Source organism: Streptomyces sp. TAA204 (genome assembly GCF_000424965.1).
Genome location: NZ_KE384281.1, coordinates 116,241 through 134,150 on the forward strand (window position 1 = coordinate 116,241; position 17,910 = coordinate 134,150).

Here is a 17,910-nt window from a genome sequence, read left to right on the forward strand (position 1 = left end):
TGCGTGCTCCACGCGACCGGCGTGCGTATGCGGGGTCGGGGCGTCAGGCGCCTACGCGGAAGCGGGCGAAGTGCTTCAGCGTGACACCCGCCTCGTCCAGAACCTTCTGGACCGTCTTCTTGTTGTCCTTCGCGAAGGGCTGGTCCAGCAGCGAGTTCTCCTTGAAGAACCCCGTGACCCGGCCTTCGACGATCTTGGGGAGCGCCTGCTCGGGCTTGCCCTCCTCGCGCGCGGTCTCCTCGGCGATGCGGCGCTCGTTCTCCACCGTCTCAGCCGGGACGTCCTCACGGGAGAGGAACTTCGGACCGAAGGCGGCGATGTGCTGCGCGACGTCCTTGGCGACCTCGGCGTTCTCCTTGTCCAGCTCGACCAGCACACCGACCTGCGGGGGCAGGTCCGGGCTGGTGCGGTGCAGGTAGGAGGCGACGAATCCGCCGGCGTACTGGGCGAAGCGGTCCAGGACGATCTTCTCGCCCAGGTTCGCGTTCGCCTCGTCGACGTACGCCTGGACGCTCTTGCCCGGCTCGATCTCCGAGGCGAGCAGGGCGGCGGTGTCGGCCGGGCCGGAGGAGGCCACGTGCGCGGCGATGGAGTCGGCGACGGCGATGAACTTCTCACCCTTGGCGACGAAGTCCGTCTCGCACTTCAGCTCGACCAGCACACCGGAGGTGTTGTCGTCGGAGATGCGCGCGACGACCGCGCCGTTGGAGGCGGTACGGCTCTCGCGCTTGGCGACGCCCTTCTGCCCCTTGACACGGAGGATCTCGACGGCCTTGTCGACGTTGCCCTCGGCCTCGTCCAGCGCCTTCTTGCAGTCCATCATGCCGGCGCCGGTCAGCTCACGGAGCTTCTTGACGTCGGCGGCGGTGTAGTTCGCCATTGTGGTTTCCTTCTGTGACCAGGCTCCGCCCCGCGCCGGTGGGCGCTGGGGCAGAGCTCGTCCGTGTTGAGGTCTCTCTGCGGCCGGATGAGACGCCTTCCACCGCCGCGGTGCGGTCGGCCGCCGCGGTGAGGCGGAGCACGGTCCGTACGTCTCTTCTCATACGGCCGTCGAGGCGGTTCGCCGGCCGGGGCGGGACGCTGCGTCCCGCCCCGGCCGGTGAACGTCACGCGTTCTCGGCGGCCTTCGGCTCGGCGGCTTCCTCGGCGGGCTTCTCCTCGGCCTTGGCCTCGGCGTCGGCCGGCGTCGCGTCGGCCGGCGTCGCGTCGGCTGCCTTGCTCTCGGCGGCCTCGCCCTCGGGAGCCTCGGCGGCTGCTTCCGTGCTCTTCTCCTTCTCACCCTCCAGGAGCTCGCGCTCCCACTCGGCGAGCGGCTCTGCGGCCTTGTCCCCGCCCTTGGCGGCCTCGGCCGCACCGGAGCGGGCGATGAGGCCCTCTGCCGCGGCGTCGGCGATCACGCGGGTGAGCAGGGTGACGGAGCGGATCGCGTCGTCGTTGCCCGGGATCTTGTAGTCGACCTCGTCCGGGTCGCAGTTGGTGTCCAGGATCGCGACGACCGGGATGTTGAGCTTCCGCGCCTCGCCGACGGCGATGTGCTCCTTCTTGGTGTCCACGATCCACACGGCGCTGGGCACCTTCTGCATCTCGCGGATACCGCCGAGCGTCTTCTCCAGCTTCGCCTTCTCGCGGGAGAGAACGAGCAGCTCCTTCTTGGTGAGGCCGGAGGCGGCCACGTCCTCGAAGTCGATCTGCTCCAGTTCCTTCAGGCGCTGCAGCCGCTTGTAGACGGTCGAGAAGTTCGTCAGCATGCCGCCCAGCCAGCGCTGGTTCACGTAGGGCATGCCCACGCGCGTGGCCTGCTCGGCGATGGCCTCCTGGGCCTGCTTCTTCGTGCCGACGAACATGATGGAGCCGCCGTGCGCGACGGTCTCCTTGACGAACTCGTAGGCGCGGTCGATGTACGACAGCGACTGGAGCAGGTCGATGATGTAGATGCCATTGCGCTCGGTGAAGATGAAGCGCTTCATCTTCGGGTTCCAGCGGCGGGTCTGGTGCCCGAAGTGGACGCCGCTCTCCAGCAGCTCCCGCATCGTGACGACGGCCATGGCCGTTCTCCTTGAGTTTCTCGGTTGTCGTCAGCGACAGCCAGGACGGCCATCGCTTGCCTGACGCCTCTGGTCGCGCTGTGCCCGGGAGGTGCCTGAGGGGCCCTCCTGGGACCGAGATGCGCGGCCACCGGGTGAGGGTGGCGAGGCGTGCGAAGTCAGTCCGGTGGGCCGGACCGCCACCAGCAGTGTACGGGACCTTGCGGGCGCGTGGCCCCCTCGCAGGGACGGCCTGCGGGCCGCGCGGGCAGGGGCGTACTCGGCAGGCACACCGCGCCGCCCGCCCGGGTGACGTCCTTGTCCACAACTTTCTGGTTGTCCACGGTTGTTCACCATGATCCCCGTCATCCGTGCCGAGACGCCACGGTGTGCGTATGGCAGCAGCACAAGAGGTGTTCCGGGCAGCCGCTCCCGGTGCTGGGCGGAGGAAGACGCGTGGTGGATCGGGAAGACGGCGGAAGGCACGGGTACGGGTGCTCCGGCTGGGGCTGCTCTGTGCGGTGGCCGGCCTGCTGCTCCTCCCCACCACCGGGCCGGCGGCAGTGACCGCAGCCTCCGGAACCTCGGCAGGCGCTCAGGCCGGTGCGGACGGCGGGGACGGGCCCCGGAGCCTGTCCCCGCCGACCGTCGGGCGCGACCGCGTCTGGCCGGTGACGGGTGGGACGGGTGCGGCGAGGCCGGTCGTGGAGCGCGGCTGGGAGCCGCCACCCAGCGACTGGGCGGCAGGACACCGCGGCGTGGATCTCACTGCACGGCGGGGCAGACCGGTGCGCGCGGTCGGGGACGGCCGGGTCTCCTTCTCGGGCAAGGTGGCGGGGCGAGGCGTGGTGTCGGTCGAGCTGTCGGGTACGGGCAATCCGCCCGTCCGCACCACCTACGAACCGGTGCGGCCCTCGGTGAGCGAAGGGGAAGAGGTACACGCGGGCGAGAGGATCGCCACCGTGTCGGACGGGCCGTTCCACTGCGCCGGTGCGTGTCTGCACTGGGGTGCGCGGCGGGACCAGCGCTATCTCGACCCGCTCTCACTGCTGCCGGACGCCCTCCTGCGAGGTGCCCCCTCCAGGCTGCTCCCCGTCTTCGGGGTCCCGGTGCCCGAAGACTCGTCGCACTCCCGCACCGGCTCCCTCTCCGGGACGGAACCGGGACGGGCGGCGCCAGCGGGGGACACGGGGCCCTCGGCCCGCACGGGAGGGTCGCGGTCCCATGCGGAGCACGGACATTCCGGCGGGGCCGGGGTCAGCGTGGGCGGAGGCGGCCTGGCTGTCGGGCTCACGGGAGCGGCACTGTTCGCCCGCCGCAGGCTGGCACGGCCCGGCACTTCACCGAGGGGCCCGCCGCCAACAGCCGGGAACTGTCCGGCTCCGGGGTGTCCACGCCCTCCAGCCGCACGCGTACCGGTGTCAGGTGCCGACGCCGCGCAGGGCCATGCCGACCGCGGCTTCCGTGATCTCTTCCGGGGTCTCGGCCGCGCCGAGTTCGATGCGGCGGACTGCCGCGTCCACCACGCCCTGGAGCAGCATCGCGGCCAGGCGCGGCTGTTCATGCCCCAGAGCACCGAGCGCCTCGACGACCATGGCCACGAGACCGCCGTGGGCGGCACGGATCTTCTCCCGCGCGCCCGCGTCCAGTTCGCCCGCCGAGATCGCCACGACCGCACGGTGCCGCCGGTCACCGACGAGCGCGAGCTGCCGGCGCACGTAAGCCTCGATCTGGCCTTCCGGCGACCCGGCCTCGGCCATGGCCGCTTCCACTTCGGCTGCCCACACGGGAAAGTCAACAGCGCAGAGTTCCTCGACGACCGCGCCGCGGGAGCGGAAGTACTCATAGACGGAGGAGCGCGCGAGCCCCGTCCGCTGCGCGAGGGCGGGGAAGGTCAGGGCTTCCGTGCCGCCTTCGGACAACAGTGCGCGGGCAGCGTCCAGCAGGGAGGCGCGCTGCATGGTCCGGTGCTCGGCCACCGAGGCCGCTCGAATCCTGGGCACGGCTCCACCATACGGACGGAGGTACCGGTTCAGCGACCGACGTCGGCCAGCTTGGCACGAAGTTGAAGCACCGACTTGGTGTGGATCTGGCTCACCCTGCTCTCGGTGACGCCGAGCACCTGCCCGATCTCGGCAAGGGTCAGCCCCTCGTAGTAGTAGAGGGTGACCACCGTCTTCTCGCGTTCGGGAAGGGTGTTGATGGCCCTGGCAAGGAGCCGTCGCATCTCGCGGCCCTCGGCGACCTCGACGGGATCGTCAGCGGCCGTGTCCTCCAGGGTGTCCATCAGGCTGAGCCCCGCGCCGCCCTCGCCACCGACGTGCAGCAGTTCCTCCTCCAGCGCGACGACGTTCGCCAGGGACAACTGGCTGAAGACTCCCCGCAGTTCCTCCAGCGGAATACCCATCTCCGCCGCGACCTCCGGCTCCGAGGGGCTGCGCCGCAAGCTCGCCTCCAGCGAAGCGTAGGCACGCTCCACAGCCCGCGCCTTCTGGCGTACCGACCGGGGAATCCAGTCCAGGGCCCGCAGTTCGTCGATCATGGCGCCGCGGATGCGTGTGATCGCGTACGTCTCGAACTTGATGGATCGCTCGGGGTCGAACTTCTCGATGGCGTCGATGAGTCCGAAGATCCCGGACGAGACGAAGTCGGCCTGCTCCACGTTGGAGGGAAGTCCGACGCTCACCCGTCCGGCGACGTACTTCACCAGGGGCGAGTAGTGCAGGATCAGCTGTTCCCGCAGCCCCTCGTCGCCCGTGGCCTTGTAGGACCGCCACAGCACATCGAGCGGACTGTGGTCGGCACCGTGCCCGGTGTTCTCGGCTGCGACCGGCGCCGCGGCCGTGGCCGCGCGGTCAGTCCCGGGGATGTGCTGGGGCATTCGTCGCCTTGAGCCGTTCTGCTGAGTAGTCGTCACGCGGAGGCAGCGTGACCGGATGCCTCTTCCATGGGTTTCGTGAGCGTAGCGTGATCACGGAGTCGCAATATGCGATGAGCACGCCCTTCGGGATGCGCAGATACGTTCCGCTGCCCGCACAGGGGAGTTACCCCGACGAGCGAACCCAAGACCGGCGTTCGGTACCGGAGGGGGCGAAACCAGAGCATACGGATCACTCTTTCATTCGATAGCCGCAGGTCAAGGACCGGCTCTTCACTCGATGGGGTGCCCGCCCCCCGGTGCGGCGGACCTGCTCAACTGCCAGCGGCTGCCACGGCGTTCGACGAAGCCGAGCGCGTGCAGCTCCTTGAGCCGCACCAGTGCGACCTCGGCGGTGACGCCGACGGACAGCGCCAGCTGTGCCGGGTCGGCCGTGCCGCGGCCGGGCAGTGCGTCGAGGACGAGCGCCGCCTCACCCGGGAGCACGTCGCGGGGGATGGCAGGGCCGCGCCGCTGGGGCGCCAGTTCACCGATCCTCCCGACCAGTTCGATCACTTCGGCGGCGTCCGTGACCACGCTGCCCTCCTCGCGCAGGAGTTCGTGTACTCCCGCCGACAGTCCCGAGGTGACCGGCCCGGGCACGCCCATCACGAACCTGCCCAGCCGCCGAGCGTGCCGGGCCGTCGAGAGGGAGCCGCTGCGCAGCGCCGCCTCCACGACGACGGTGCCGCGGGTGAGGGCGGCGATCACCCTGTTGCGGAGCACGAAGCGGCTCCGTGTCGGATGGTCGCCCGGCGGCAACTCGGCCACGAGCAGGCCCTGTTCGCCGACGCGCCGGATGAGTTCGGCATGGCCGGGCGGGTACGCCACGTCCACCCCGCACGCCAGCACCCCCACCGTTGCACCGCCGGCGGCAAGCGCACCCCGGTGCGCGGCACCGTCGATGCCGTAGGCCGCGCCGGAGACCACACTCCAGCCCCGCTCCGCCAGCCCGGCACCGAGGACGGACGCCACGTGCACGCCGTACTCCGTACATGCCCTGGCGCCGACGACCGCCACGGAGCGCAGCGCCCAGAAGCGCAGATCCGCCGCACCGCGCACCCAGAGTCCGACCGGTCTGGTGGCACCGAGGGCATCGAGCTGTCCTGGCCATTCCCGGTCGCCCGGGCACAGGAAGCGGCCACCCGCCGCGTCGACGGCTGCCAGGTCCGCCTCGGGCCGGGCTCTTCCGGTGCGTGAGCGCAGACCGGCCCAGCGTCGCTCGTCCGCGCCGGGGAGGGGCGCCCCGTTTCCGCGCAGTGCCCGCAGCACCTCCTGCGCTCCGTACGCCCTCAGCCATCGGCCCGCCCTCTCGTCGCCCGGCTCGACGATCCGGGTCAGAGCGACGCGGGCGAGCCTCTCGTCAGTGCCGGCGCCGCGCCCCTGGCTCTCCTGCGGCCCTCCCCCGGCTCCCGCCGAGCTGCCCGCGGGACCGTCCGTGCCGTCCACGTCGGCCATGTGATCCGCACCGTCCGTGCCGTCCGCCGCGCGGGGAGCACCCGGGTGCCGCGTGCGTTCCCGGCGGCTCTCGCCCTCGCGGCTCATGCCCCCGCCCCGGGCCCCGCAGGCAGCCTCGCACCGCGCCGGATCCCGGTTCGCAGTTCCAGGGCCCAGTCGACGTCCTCGGCTGTGGGCCGGTCGTGCCCGGCCAGGTCCGCGACTGTCCACGCGACGCGCAGCACGCGGTCCATTCCGCGGGCCGTCAGCAGGCCCAGTTCCATGTCCTCCTCCGCCCTGCTCAGCGCTCCGGGCTCGGGAGGCCAGCGCGTGCGCAGCTCATGGCCGGGAACGTCGCTGTTGGCCGTCCAGGGAGTCTCCGTGTACCGCTCGGCGGCTCGCCCGCGCGCCGCGAGCACGCGCTGGGCGATCACCGCAGTGGGCTCGGCGCCGCCGGGCAGCCCGGCGAGCTCGGACCGGGAGAGGGGTTTGACGGGGACCCGGAGGTCGACACGGTCCATCAGCGGCCCGGACAGCCTCGCGCGGTAGCGCCTGATGGACGAGGGCCGGCACTCGCATCCTCCGCCGTTCATCCCGTGCCGTCCGCAGGGGCACGGATTGGCAGCGAGGACGAGGAGGAAGCGCGCCGGCATGCGCATGGTCCCCGAGGCCCGCGCCACCACGACCTGACCGGACTCCAGCGGCTGACGCATCGCGTCGAGCACCCGGCCGCCGCACTCGGCGGCCTCGTCCAGGAACAGCACGCCGTTGTGGGCGAGGGATACCGCGCCCGGACGGGGCAGCCCCGAACCGCCGCCCACCAGCGACGCCATCGTCGCCGAGTGGTGCGGTGCGCAGTACGGCGGACGCGTCACCAGCGGCTGTCCGGAGGGCAGTTCCCCCGCGACCGAGTGCACGGCCGTCACCTCGAGCGACTCCTGCGAGGTCAGCGGCGGCAGCAGCCCGGGGAGACGCTCCGCGAGCATCGTTTTCCCGGCGCCGGGCGGCCCGGTGAAGAAAATGTGGTGCCGCCCCGCGGCCGCGACCTCCAGGGCCCTGCGCGCAGTCTGCTGACCGGCGACATCCGCCATGTCCACGGGCCGTGCGGAGCGCCTCCCGGGCCCCGGGCCCCATCCCCCGCCGGGCACGGCGAGTCCTCCCGGGCATCTGGACGGACTGTCCGGGCCCCGCGTCTCGGACGAGAGGCCGTACGGCGACGGGGCGGCCTCCTCCTCCGGCACCGGTTCGTCCGCGAGCAGCGCGACAAGCTGCCGCAGGCTGCGCACGCCGAGAACCGACACGTCAGGCACCAGCGAAGCCTCCGGCACCGCCTCCTCGGCCACGACGACCTGTGAGAAGCCCGCGTCGGCGGCGGCCAGCACCGCGGGGAGCACCCCGCGCACCGGGCGCACCCGTCCGTCCAGCCCCAGCTCGCCGATCATCATCAGGCCGGTCAGGGCCCGGGGGTCGATGCGTTCCGCCGCTCCGAGGACGGCACATGCCACAGCGAGATCGAATCCGCTGCCGCTCTTGGGCACCGCCGCGGGACTCAGCCCGACAGTGAGCTTCTTCTGCGGCCAGTCGGCGCCCGAGTTGACCACCGCGGCCCGGACCCGGTCACGGCTCTCGGTGAGGCTCTTGTCGGGCAGCCCCACCAGCGTGAACGCCGCGACGCCGGGCTCCAGGTCGGCCTGGACCTCGACGAGGACGCCTTCCACCCCGACGAGGGCGACCGAGCACGTACGGGCGAACCCCATCAGGCCACCCCCCGCGCGTGCTGCACCAGGGGGGCGCCCCGGTCGGGCAGCATCACCCCGACGAGATCGATCCGCACCCCGCCGTGAGGCGGCTTCCCGTACCGGGTCAGCCACCGCTCCGTGAGCCAGCGTGAGGCCAGCCGCCGCAGTCTTGCCGACTTCACGGGGGTAACCGCCGCCATGGGGTGCTCGAACATCGCTCCGCGCCCCGTGCGCCGCGTCTTGACCTCGCAGATCACCAGGGCGTCGCGGTCCCGGGCGACGATGTCCAGCTCCCCCTCGGCACAGCGCCAGTTGCGCTCCAGTACCGCCATGCCCGCTTCACGCAGCCTTCGGGCCGCCACGTCCTCGCCGTACCGGCCGATCGCCTTCCGGGCGCTCATCCGCACCACCTCCGGTCACCGACTGTGACGGAAGCGGGAGTCAACGGGTGATCATGCTGGATTTCAGGGGACAACCGATGGGCTGTGCAAAACCCCCTCACTCGCCCGAGTGAAGGGGTAGCGGGGCGGGACCGACAGGCGCATGCTCAGCCCTTGAAGCCGGTCCCCTCCGGGAGATCGAGATCGCTCTTGTTGAGCTCCTCGATGTTCACGTCCTTGAACGTCAGTACCCGTACCTGCTTGACGAAACGGGCCGGCCGGTACATGTCCCACACCCACGCGTCGGCCATCGAGACCTCGAAGAAGACCTCACCCTGCACCGAGTGCACCTGCATCTCGTAGTCGTTGGTGAGGTAGAAGCGCCGCTCCGTCTCGATCACGTACTTGAAGAGACCGACGACATCCCGGTACTCCCGGTAGAGCTTCAGCTCCATCTCGGTCTCGTACTTCTCGAGGTCCTCGGCGCTCATGGCATGTTCCCCTTCAGCCGTGCGTCCCCCCATTGTGCGTCAGCCGCGAGCGCCTCGTCCGGCCCGCCGCGCTATCGGTCCGTACGCCGCACCGCCCAGGATCAGCAGCGCTCCCACGACGATCGAGGTCAGCAGCGGTCCCAGCGGTCCCGGTTCGGACGTACCGCCGGGCAGGGCCGTGAAGCCCGGCGGCCGGTTCAGCATCCCCAGGCCGCTCATGGGCCAGGCGACGGCGTCCACACGAGCGTTCACAGCGGAGCGGGGGACGGCGCCGTGGTCGCCGTCGTCCAGGTGCACACGGGAGTCGAGCGAGTCCGCTCGGTGGTCGCCCAGCAGGAAGAGCCTGCCCTCGGGCACTGTCGTCGCCTTGAACGGAGGCTGGGAGTCCGGTCCGCTCTCCTTGAGATACGGCTCGTCGAGGGTCTTGCCGCTGACGGAGAGCCTGCCCTGCTTGTCGCAGCAGGCCACCCTGTCGCCGCCGGTGCCCACCACACGCTTGACGATCGGCACCGAGCCCCAGACGGAGTCCTGGAAGACGACGACGTCGCCGCGGTGCACCTCGTCGCCGTCTATCCGCTCCGCCAGCACCCGGTCACCCGCCTTGACGGTCGGGTCCATCGAGTCGGTCGGCACGGCGTAGGGCTGGTACAGCAGGGCGCTCCAGACGAAGCCCCCGAGGAAGAGCACGCAACCGACAGCGACGGCCAGCCCCGAGAGCGTATGCCCGAGGCGGCCGCGCCTTGTGCCCGTACGTCCCGCCTTGCCCATCGCCGCACTCCCGGTCAGCTCGCCGCATCGATCTGGGCGCACCTTACCCGGGGTACGAGCCGCGGGTACGGGGATGTCAGTCCTTGACCGACGGCTCGTTGATCACATCGTGGATCAGCCGCCTGCGCCGCCACAGGACGAGCGGCACAGCGCCGGCCAGCCCGAGGACCGCGGGAGCGCCTCCCGCGGCCTTGGCCGCCAGCCCCTTCTCGTCGAAGCTGTCCGGAACGGGCAGACCCGACCAGCGGTCCAGTGGCCAGGCGACGACGATCGCGCGGCCCACGACCTGGTCCGTGGGGATCGTGCCGCCGCCCTTGAGCTTCTGGTGGAAGCGGGAGTCGAGGGAGTCCTGGCGGTGGTCGCCCATCACCCACAGCCGTCCCTCGGGAATCTTCACCGGGCCGAAGGGCTTGTCGTCACACGCGGTGTTCCCCGGGAAGATGTACGGCTCCTTCAGCTCCGTGCCGTTGACCTCGACCGAGCCGCCGCGCTCGCACTTCACGGTGTCGCCGCCGACGGCGATGACACGCTTGATCAGGTCCTGCTCCGCCGCGGACGGCATCAGACCGATGAAGCTGAACGCCTGCTGAACCGCGCCGCCCACACCCGTCGGCTCGGGCACCGGCGACTCGCTCAACCAGCCGCCCGGGTCGTGGAAGACGACGACTTCGCCGCGGTCCGGCTCGGAGCCGAACCACGGGGTCAGCTTGTCGACGAGTACGCGGTCCCCGATCTGCAGCGTGTTCTGCATCGAGTTCGAGGGGATCGAGAACGCCTGGACCAGGAACGTCTTGATCAGCAGTGCCAGGACCAGCGCGATGCCGATCAACAAGGGCAGTTCCCTCAGGAATGACCGCTGCTTCCCCCGGTCGTTCCGCTGCTCGTGCTCGCTTCTGGTGCCTTCCTCGGCACCCGCCCTCACGCTGATGTCACTGCCTCTCTCCACGGCCGGCGCGTCACGCGCCGCGTTCTGTTCCTCAGGTCCGGGTTCGGATACGTCAGGACGTCTGCCGTCCGCTCCCTCTTCGCCATCGCCGTCGCCGGAACCGGAACGAGCGCCGACCGCCAGGTCCCCCACATTCACTCCTCACCACAGTCCACTGCCGCCCGCCCGACAGCCGGGACAGGCCCACCACTCCCATAACGAGCGGGAGTTCCGCAGGGATCGGGGATTGCGTCACTTGGCTGTCACCCGCGGCCGGTGCCGCCGAAGCCGAGCCCCGGGCGGCAGGGACCGAGGAGTACGCCCCCGCGTCCTCCAGCTTCGTCCAGTGGTCGAACGGCCATGCGATGACCACCGCGCGTCCCACCAGAAGCTCCTCCGGGACGCTCCCGTCACCCTTGTCGCGCAGATGGAAGCGGGAGTCGGCGGAGCTGGAGCGGTGATCCCCCAGGACGAACACACGGCCGACCGGCACCGTGACGTCGAACTTGATCTGCGAAGGCTTGTTGCCCGGGAAGACGTACGGCTCCTCGACGGGCTTGCCGTTGACCGTCACCTTGCCTTGCTTGTCGCAGCACTTGACGTTGTCGCCGCCCATTCCGACGACGCGTTTGATCAGATCCTGCTCGTCGTCCGAGGGCAGCAGTCCGATGAACGTCATGAACTGCTTGCCCTGCCTGACCCCCGGGGGATCGTCCTTCCGCTTCTCACTCTCCGGCAGCCAGCCGCCCGGATCCTTGAAGACGACCACGTCGCCCCGCTCGGGCTTCGAACCGAACCACGGCGTCAGCTTGTCGACCAGCACCCGGTCGCCGACGCGGATCGTCTGCTCCATCGAACCCGAAGGAATTACGAACGCCTGGACGAGGAAGGTCTTGAGCACCAGCGCGATGAACAGGGCGACACCGACGAGGATCGGTATCTCCTTGGTTATGGACAGCCTCCGGCGGCGCTTGGCCCTCCTCGCCGCACGCCGGCGTACGGCTCGTCCCTCACTGGGGCCCGACGGGATGCCGAGGGCCTCGTCCCTGCTCTCCCGGCCGGGCAGGGTCCCCGTCAGGGACAGCGCGCCCAACTGCAGGGTCTCGCCCGTGTAGTAGTTGTCGTCGGGTTCCCAGACGGGCAGATCGCTCGGCGGCGCCTGTGTGGGGGCCTTCATCACCGCGGGCGCCCTGCCGGCGGAACGTCCGAAGTAGTCGAAGGGCTCGCTGTAGTCGTACCCGCCGGGATAACCGCCGTTGCCGGACGAGCCGTTGCCCCAGCCTCCGTTGGCGTCGTAGCCGCCGCCGTTGCCGTTGGCGCCGTCGTAGCGGTTGCCTGCGCCCTGCTGGACGAACGGCCCGTCGTCGTTCGGTACGCCGTAGTCGTAACGGCCCTGCCCGCCCGCGCCCGGAGGCCGGGCTCCCCCCTGACCCTGGTGACGCCCCGGTGGGACGGGGCCCATACGGTCAGCCATGAGCACCTGCCCCGGCGCTGTGGACCGATCCCCAGCGTGCCATCGGCCAGGCGATTCCGTCGGCACGCCCGATCACCCGCTCCACGGGAACGGTGCCGCCGCCCGGGTCACCGAGGTGGTCCCGGGAGTCACTGGAGTCGGAGCGGTGGTCACCCATCATCCACAACCGTCCTTGCGGAACCTCGATGTCGAACGGTACTGCTGATGGAGCGTCACCGTCGTGCAGATAGCCCTCATCCAGCGGCTCACCGTTCACCTCGATTCTTCCGCTCTTGTCGCAACAACGGACTCGGTCCCCGCCGACGCCGATCACACGCTTGACGTAGTCGGTCTCGGACGGTCTCACCAGACCGGCCGCGGCGCCGGCCTCGCGCAGGAGACCGGTCACCGGATTCCCGTCCGCCCCCTCCTCGTTCACGAAGGATTCCCTGCCGTCGAAGACCACAACGTCTCCGCGCCCCGGAGAGTTGCCGGTCCGGTAGGCCAGCTTGTTGACCAGTACCCGGTCACCGACCTTCAACGTGGGAGTCATCGATGAGGACGGAATCAGAAAAGGCTGCACCACGAAGACGCTGACCAGCAAGAGGACCCCGAGCAGCGACGCGAGGCCCGTACACAGCCGAGCGGAGCGCGACCAGCGTCTCCGCACCGCGTTCGCGGTGCTTGAGGCGCGGTCGCGCTCCGCTTCGTCGTACTGCTGTGCGTCGGTGCTCATCGGGCAGCAAGCCTAGCCGCCGGACGGAACGCCTACAGCGCGATCAGTTTTCGCGCTTCTCCTTGATCTTGGCGGCCTTGCCGCGGAGCTGACGCAGGTAGTAGAGCTTGGCGCGGCGGACGTCACCGCGGGTCACGACCTCGATCTTCTCCACGATCGGGGTGTGCACGGGGAAGGTGCGCTCCACGCCGACACCGAAGCTGACCTTGCGGACGGTGAAGGTCTCGCGGACGCCACCGCCCTGACGGCGGATGACGACGCCCTTGAACTGCTGGACACGGGAGCGGCTGCCCTCGATGACGCGCACGTGGACGTTGACCGTGTCACCGGGACGGAAGGCCGGAACGTTGTCGCGCAGCGAACCGGCGTCGACCTGGTCGAGAAGCTGAGACATGACCGTCTGCTTTCCTCGCTGATGCCACAGGTCATCAGCGGAATGATCGTGATGCTGACTGGGGAGCGGCCACATCCGTGCGGGCGGCTGTCCCCCTGTGGCAGGGTCGCGCGCCGGGTGTGGAGCAGCCGCCTATTCTTCCACGCGCTTCCCCGGCGGCCAAAATCGGCCGTCCTCGCCCTGCCGCCAGCCCAGCTCCTCCAGCGTCGCGCGGTCGTGCCCGTCCAGCGCCCCGGGATCACATCTCGCGATGAGATCGGGGCGGTTGGCACTCGTACGGGCGAGCGCCTGGTCCCTGCGCCAGCGGGCGACACGGCCGTGGTGCCCGCTGAGCAGAACATCCGGAATGCCGCGTTCCCGCCACAGGGGGGGCTTCGTGTAGACCGGCCCCTCCAGCAGGTCCGCCATCGCTCCCGCGGAGAAGGAGTCGTCGCGGTGCGACTCGGCGTTGCCGAGCACCCCCGGCAGGAGCCGCGCGACCGCCTCGACCATCACCAGCACGGGCGCTTCCCCGCCGGCCAGCACGTAGTCGCCGATCGAGACCTCGCGCACGTCCAGCCGCCCGGCGTACTCCTCGATGACGCGGCGGTCGATGCCCTCGTACCGGGCGGGAGTGAAGACGAGCCACGGCCTGGAGGCCAGTTCGACGGCCAGTTCCTGGTCGAAGGGACGGCCGCTGGGGGTGGGCACCACCAGCACGGGCGCCGCGTCCGCCGCCGGCGCGGCCTCCTCCCCGGGCTGCGCGGCCCCCGGGAGACCGGCCGCCTCCGGTCCGTGGCCGGTGCCCCCGGCGGCGATGATCTCGTCGAGCGCCTCGCCCCACGGTTCCGGCTTCATGACCATGCCCGGACCGCCGCCGTAGGGGGTGTCGTCGACGGTGTGGTGCCGGTCGTGCGTCCAGTGGCGCAGGTCGTGCACGCGGACGTCCAGCAGGCCCCGGGCACGGGCCTTGCCGACGAGGGAGACGTTCAGCGGCTCCAGATACTCCGGGAAGATCGTGACGACATCGATCCTCACGGTGCGCCGTCCTTCGGAGGGCCGTCCTTCGGCGGCATCTCCTCCAGCAGGCCGGGCGGCGGGTCGACGACGATCCGCCCGCCCGGAAGGTCGATCTCCGGGACGATCTCGGCCACGAACGGAATGAGCGCCTCGGCGCCGTTCTCCCGCCTGACCACGAGGAGGTCGTGCCCCGGCGGGTGAGCCACCTCCTCGACCCGGCCGACGTCCGCGCCCTCGCGGGTGACCACGTCGAGGTCGATCAGCTGGTGGTCGTAGAACTCCTCGGGGTCCTCCGGCTGCTCCTCCGGGTCCACCTCGGCGATGAGCAGGGTGTTGCGCAGGGCCTCCGCCGCGCCCCGGTCCCGTACCCCCTCGAAGCGCAGCAGCAGGCGGCCGCTGTGGACACGGCCCCGCTCGATCGTCAGCGGTCCGGGAGAGGGCGGGTCGGTGGCCAGCACGGCGCCCGGAGCGAGCCGCAACTCCGGCTCGTCCGTGCGCACTTCCACGGTGACTTCGCCCTTGATGCCATGGGCCCGGCCGATACGTGCGACGACTAGCTGCACCTGTTTCTCCGTGCTCGACCTGTCCGTTGGAACCCTGCCGGCCGCCGCGCCGGGGTGCCCGTACGCGAACACGGGCCGGAGACGGTCGCTGCCGTCCCCGGCCCGTGCCGGTGGTGCTGCGCGCGGCTCAGCGGACCTGGTCCACGTCGACGAGGTCGACGCGGACACCCCGCCCGCCGAGGGCGCTCACGACGGTGCGCAGGGCGCGCGCCGTGCGGCCGCTGCGGCCGATGACCTTGCCGAGGTCGTCCGGGTGGACGCGGACCTCCAGCACCCGGCCACGGCGCAGGGTGCGCGAAGCCACCTGCACCTCGTCGGGATTGTCGACGATGCCCTTCACCAAATGCTCGAGGGCCTCCTCGAGCATGCTCAGGCCCCGGTCGATTCGGCGGAGGACTCGGCCTTGTCCGCCTCGTCCGCCTTCTTGTCGGCCTTCTTCGCCTTCGGGGTGATCGCCTCACCCTTGGGCTCGTCCGCCGACTCCTTGGCCGCGGCCTCGAAGAGGGCCTTCCTGTCGGCCTTGGGCTCGGCGACCTTCATCGGCTCGGGGGCCGGGAGGCCCTTGAACTTCTGCCAGTCACCGGTGACCTTGAGGATGGCCGCGACGGGCTCGGTCGGCTGCGCGCCGACACCCAGCCAGTACTGGACGCGCTCCGAGTCGACCTCAATGCGCGAGGGGTTCTGCACCGGGTGGTAGAGCCCGATCTCCTCGATGGCACGGCCGTCACGGCGCGTGCGCGAGTCGGCCACAATGATGCGGTAGTGCGGCGAACGGATCTTGCCCAGTCGCTTCAGCTTGATCTTGACTGCCACTTGTGTGGTGTCTCCTGGTCTTGACGTGGGTGGACACGACGGGTGGCCACGTGGGGTTGCGGTACCCGTATGTCCGATGGACGCGTCAGTCGGAGGAGAGAGGGGTCCTGTGCGACTGTCGAGTACAGCGGACCATGATGCCACACGTGCCCCGGTCGGCCGAACGTGCCTCCCGGCCGCATGCGCGGCGGCCGGGCACGCTCACAGCGGCCCGCCCGAGCATGACTCGGGGACGGGCGAAGAACGCCCGCCCCCGTGCCGTCCGGTGCCCGCCGCGTGGCTCATGGCTCATCCGACGCCGGCGACCGCCTCCACACGCTCGATCGCGAGTGCCGGGTCGGTGGCCGGATCGGGGATGCGGAACGGCTTGCCGCACGCACCGCACATGATCGGGGCCTGCGCCAGCACGGACGGAACCACGCGCACGTTGCGTCCGCAGTCGCAGACAGCCTTGACGCGCACGCCTCCGCCGGACGAACCGTGACGCGCGGCCGGACCGCGGAAGCTCTTTCCGGTGTCCGTCTCCGTGGCGGCGCTGTACGCCTTCAGCGCACGCTGCAGGCGCTCGATCGTCGGACGGTAGCGCCGTCTCGTCCCCGGTGAGGGGGTCACGAGCGAGAAACCGCTGCTCGGATGCGGCTCTTCGGGATGGACCAGGCCCAACTCCTCGGCGATGGCCAGGAATCTGCGGTTGTGGTAGCGGCCCGCACGGGAGGTGTCGCGGATGCCGCGCGCGGCGGCGATTCCGTGTACGGCCTCGTGCAGGAGCCGTTCGAAGGAGAGGCCGCTGCCGCAGGCGGACGACGACTCTCCGATCAGCGATTCGGGGGCGGCGAGATCCGGCAGTTCAGGGTGGTGCCTTTGAATGTCGGCCCACGATGCTGCCAGCTCGGCTGCGAGGACTGGTGGTGTCGTGCTCACGTCGTGCTCAACGAGTCGGACCGCCTCAGTGTTCCGATTTGGGGGCAACGTAAATATTTTGCACGTACCGGTCAGTCGACGCCGAGGTCCGCACAGAGGGGACGAGGGCGCGGAACTGCGAAGAATGCGCCCTCAGTCGACCCAAGCCGGGCGAACCTCCGGTTAGGCCCGCTCGGTGCCGATCGGTACATGTACACCCGGACGACCATACCGACATCCCCAGGAGTCGCATTCACCGGGGTATCCTCCGGAACGTTGGCAATATCCGGGATTCTGGATATTATCCTCGCATGATCAACAGCGCTGACGAGCGCTTCCTCACCCGCAACGGCATGGCAGCCCGGCAACTGGCCGCGCTGCTGCTGCACCACGACACCGACACCCGTCTGCCCCGGCTGCGCGACTTCGCCGGCGAGCTGAAAGTGGGCAACGGCACCGTCCAGGCCGGATTGCAGCTGCTGGAGGAAGCGGGCGCCGTCGAGACCAGGGCACGTGGCCACCTCGGTACGTTCCTGGTCCGGGCCGACCGCGCCGTACTGTGGCGGCTGGCCGGTCTCGGCACCCTACTCGCCGCGATGCCGCTGCCGTACTCGCGCCGCTACGAGGGGCTCGCCACCGGACTCAGAGCCGCCTTCGAGGAGGCGGGAGCCCCCTTCGCCATCACCTTCATGCGCGGCGCGGCCACCCGCCTCGGCGCCCTGCTGGAAGGCAAGGCCGACCTCGTGGTCCTCTCGCGGCTGGCCGCCGACCGGCTCGTCCCTGACCGTCCCGTGGAACTGGTCGCGGACCTGGGGCCGGGTACCTACGTGGGCTCGCACGGACTGCTGCTGCGCCGCGGTGTCGCAATGGAGTCGAAGGGCCTGCGCGTCGCCGTGGACTCCTCCTCCGAGGACCTGCGGATGCTGGCCGCGCGGGCGTTCGCGGGGCGGGACGACGTGAAATGGGTGGAGTCGTCCTACATGCAGCTGCGCGATCTCTTCGCACGCGACCGCGTGGACGCGACGGTGTGGAACCTGGACGAGGTGAGCGACCATCTCGGCCCGGACGTGGAGGCCATGCCGCTGAGCGAGGAGATCACCCGTGAGATCGCCTCACGCAACTCCAGCGCCGCTCTGATCGGACGCACCGACGGGGGGACGGCGCGGCCCGGCGCGCTCGAAGCGGTGCGCTCCTCGCTGGACTTCGGGCTCGTCACCAAGCTGCAGAACGAGGTGCTCAGGGGCGAGCGCGTGCCGCTGTACTGACGCCGGCCGGGCCCGTCCGCGCGCTGTACGGGCAGCGTTCCGCGCGCTGTCCGGGCCGCTCGGCCGTCTGCCCGTGCGCGTCCCCGGAGCGCCCCGGGGACGCCCC

19 protein-coding genes and 1 pseudogene are annotated in these 17,910 nt (G+C 70.6%); 2 read left to right on the top strand and 18 right to left on the bottom strand.

Annotated elements, in window-relative coordinates; all coding sequences use genetic code 11:
• Positions 1-43: 43 nt before the first annotated feature.
• A complete protein-coding gene (tsf, locus tag H343_RS0125120; protein WP_028433370.1) occupies positions 44-880 on the bottom strand; it encodes a translation elongation factor Ts in 837 nt (278 codons plus the stop codon).
• A gap of 226 nt (positions 881-1,106) precedes the next feature.
• Positions 1,107-2,045, bottom strand: coding sequence for a 30S ribosomal protein S2 (gene rpsB / locus H343_RS0125125; protein ID WP_028433371.1), 939 nt, complete (start codon positions 2,043-2,045; stop codon positions 1,107-1,109).
• A gap of 374 nt (positions 2,046-2,419) precedes the next feature.
• Here rpsB and H343_RS34565 point away from each other — a divergent pair.
• Positions 2,420-3,004: pseudogene (locus H343_RS34565) on the top strand (peptidoglycan DD-metalloendopeptidase family protein); the annotation flags it as partial.
• A 441-nt stretch (positions 3,005-3,445) separates the two neighbouring features.
• Here H343_RS34565 and H343_RS0125130 read toward each other — a convergent pair.
• From H343_RS0125130 to H343_RS0125205, 16 genes are all read right to left on the bottom strand, one after another.
• Positions 3,446-4,003 (bottom strand): TetR/AcrR family transcriptional regulator, encoded by a 558-nt coding sequence (locus H343_RS0125130; RefSeq protein ID WP_028433372.1) that lies wholly within the window; start codon positions 4,001-4,003, stop codon positions 3,446-3,448.
• A gap of 53 nt (positions 4,004-4,056) precedes the next feature.
• On the bottom strand, positions 4,057-4,905 hold the full coding sequence (whiG, locus tag H343_RS0125135) for an RNA polymerase sigma factor WhiG (protein WP_028433373.1): 849 nt from the start codon (positions 4,903-4,905) through the stop codon (positions 4,057-4,059).
• Between the two features lie 270 nt (positions 4,906-5,175).
• A complete protein-coding gene (gene dprA, locus H343_RS0125140; RefSeq protein ID WP_486587040.1) occupies positions 5,176-6,486 on the bottom strand; it encodes a DNA-processing protein DprA in 1,311 nt (436 codons plus the stop codon).
• Positions 6,483-8,135: a YifB family Mg chelatase-like AAA ATPase gene (locus tag H343_RS0125145; RefSeq protein WP_028433375.1), complete on the bottom strand. Its 1,653-nt coding sequence runs from the start codon at positions 8,133-8,135 to the stop codon at positions 6,483-6,485. Before H343_RS0125145 ends, dprA begins: the two co-directional genes overlap by 4 nt.
• Complete coding sequence (locus H343_RS0125150; RefSeq protein WP_028433376.1) at positions 8,135-8,518, bottom strand: YraN family protein; 384 nt, start codon at positions 8,516-8,518, stop codon at positions 8,135-8,137. The genes H343_RS0125145 and H343_RS0125150 overlap by 1 nt, the downstream gene beginning before the upstream one ends.
• A 146-nt stretch (positions 8,519-8,664) precedes the next feature.
• Positions 8,665-8,988, bottom strand: coding sequence for a DUF2469 domain-containing protein (locus tag H343_RS0125155; protein ID WP_028433377.1), 324 nt, complete (start codon positions 8,986-8,988; stop codon positions 8,665-8,667).
• A 39-nt stretch (positions 8,989-9,027) separates the two neighbouring features.
• Positions 9,028-9,756 (bottom strand): signal peptidase I, encoded by a 729-nt coding sequence (gene lepB / locus H343_RS0125160; RefSeq protein WP_028433378.1) that lies wholly within the window; start codon positions 9,754-9,756, stop codon positions 9,028-9,030.
• 76 nt (positions 9,757-9,832) lie between these two features.
• Positions 9,833-10,825: a signal peptidase I gene (gene lepB, locus H343_RS32810; protein WP_078506122.1), complete on the bottom strand. Its 993-nt coding sequence runs from the start codon at positions 10,823-10,825 to the stop codon at positions 9,833-9,835.
• Positions 10,755-12,155 carry a signal peptidase I gene (gene lepB, locus H343_RS32815; RefSeq protein WP_486587041.1) on the bottom strand — a complete coding sequence of 467 codons (1,401 nt, stop codon included), beginning with the start codon at positions 12,153-12,155 and terminating at the stop codon, positions 10,755-10,757. Before lepB (H343_RS32815) ends, lepB (H343_RS32810) begins: the two co-directional genes overlap by 71 nt.
• Positions 12,148-12,870 (bottom strand): signal peptidase I, encoded by a 723-nt coding sequence (lepB, locus tag H343_RS0125175; RefSeq protein WP_028433379.1) that lies wholly within the window; start codon positions 12,868-12,870, stop codon positions 12,148-12,150. Before lepB (H343_RS0125175) ends, lepB (H343_RS32815) begins: the two co-directional genes overlap by 8 nt.
• Positions 12,871-12,913: 43 nt before the next feature.
• The gene (gene rplS, locus H343_RS0125180; protein WP_028433380.1) at positions 12,914-13,264 is read right to left on the bottom strand and encodes a 50S ribosomal protein L19; all 351 of its coding nucleotides are present in this window, start codon (positions 13,262-13,264) and stop codon (positions 12,914-12,916) included.
• 132 nt (positions 13,265-13,396) lie between these two features.
• The gene (trmD, locus tag H343_RS0125185) at positions 13,397-14,281 is read right to left on the bottom strand and encodes a tRNA (guanosine(37)-N1)-methyltransferase TrmD (RefSeq protein WP_028433381.1); all 885 of its coding nucleotides are present in this window, start codon (positions 14,279-14,281) and stop codon (positions 13,397-13,399) included.
• The gene (gene rimM / locus H343_RS0125190; RefSeq protein WP_028433382.1) at positions 14,278-14,826 is read right to left on the bottom strand and encodes a ribosome maturation factor RimM; all 549 of its coding nucleotides are present in this window, start codon (positions 14,824-14,826) and stop codon (positions 14,278-14,280) included. Before rimM ends, trmD begins: the two co-directional genes overlap by 4 nt.
• A 127-nt stretch (positions 14,827-14,953) precedes the next feature.
• The gene (locus tag H343_RS0125195) at positions 14,954-15,193 is read right to left on the bottom strand and encodes an RNA-binding protein (RefSeq protein WP_028433383.1); all 240 of its coding nucleotides are present in this window, start codon (positions 15,191-15,193) and stop codon (positions 14,954-14,956) included.
• A gap of 2 nt (positions 15,194-15,195) precedes the next feature.
• Complete coding sequence (rpsP, locus tag H343_RS0125200) at positions 15,196-15,639, bottom strand: 30S ribosomal protein S16 (RefSeq protein WP_028433384.1); 444 nt, start codon at positions 15,637-15,639, stop codon at positions 15,196-15,198.
• A gap of 288 nt (positions 15,640-15,927) precedes the next feature.
• A complete protein-coding gene (locus H343_RS0125205) occupies positions 15,928-16,560 on the bottom strand; it encodes a hypothetical protein (protein WP_028433385.1) in 633 nt (210 codons plus the stop codon).
• A 293-nt stretch (positions 16,561-16,853) separates the two neighbouring features.
• Here H343_RS0125205 and yhfZ point away from each other — a divergent pair, with 293 nt between their 5' ends.
• Entirely contained in the window at positions 16,854-17,804 is a 951-nt protein-coding gene (gene yhfZ, locus H343_RS0125210) for a GntR family transcriptional regulator YhfZ (protein WP_028433386.1), read from the top strand.
• Positions 17,805-17,910: the final 106 nt, after the last annotated feature.

Coding starts and splice junctions, on each gene's coding strand:
- whiG (WP_028433373.1), bottom strand. CDS start 4,905: ATGCCCCAGCACATCCCCGGGACTGACCGCGCGGCCACGGCCGCGGCG.
- H343_RS0125150 (WP_028433376.1), bottom strand. CDS start 8,518: ATGAGCGCCCGGAAGGCGATCGGCCGGTACGGCGAGGACGTGGCGGCC.
- lepB (WP_028433379.1), bottom strand. CDS start 12,870: ATGAGCACCGACGCACAGCAGTACGACGAAGCGGAGCGCGACCGCGCC.
- lepB (WP_028433378.1), bottom strand. CDS start 9,756: ATGGGCAAGGCGGGACGTACGGGCACAAGGCGCGGCCGCCTCGGGCAT.
- lepB (WP_486587041.1), bottom strand. CDS start 12,155: ATGGCTGACCGTATGGGCCCCGTCCCACCGGGGCGTCACCAGGGTCAG.
- tsf (WP_028433370.1), bottom strand. CDS start 880: ATGGCGAACTACACCGCCGCCGACGTCAAGAAGCTCCGTGAGCTGACC.
- rpsB (WP_028433371.1), bottom strand. CDS start 2,045: ATGGCCGTCGTCACGATGCGGGAGCTGCTGGAGAGCGGCGTCCACTTC.
- H343_RS0125155 (WP_028433377.1), bottom strand. CDS start 8,988: ATGAGCGCCGAGGACCTCGAGAAGTACGAGACCGAGATGGAGCTGAAG.
- rplS (WP_028433380.1), bottom strand. CDS start 13,264: ATGTCTCAGCTTCTCGACCAGGTCGACGCCGGTTCGCTGCGCGACAAC.
- dprA (WP_486587040.1), bottom strand. CDS start 6,486: ATGAGCCGCGAGGGCGAGAGCCGCCGGGAACGCACGCGGCACCCGGGT.
- H343_RS0125145 (WP_028433375.1), bottom strand. CDS start 8,135: ATGGGGTTCGCCCGTACGTGCTCGGTCGCCCTCGTCGGGGTGGAAGGC.
- H343_RS0125195 (WP_028433383.1), bottom strand. CDS start 15,193: ATGCTCGAGGAGGCCCTCGAGCATTTGGTGAAGGGCATCGTCGACAAT.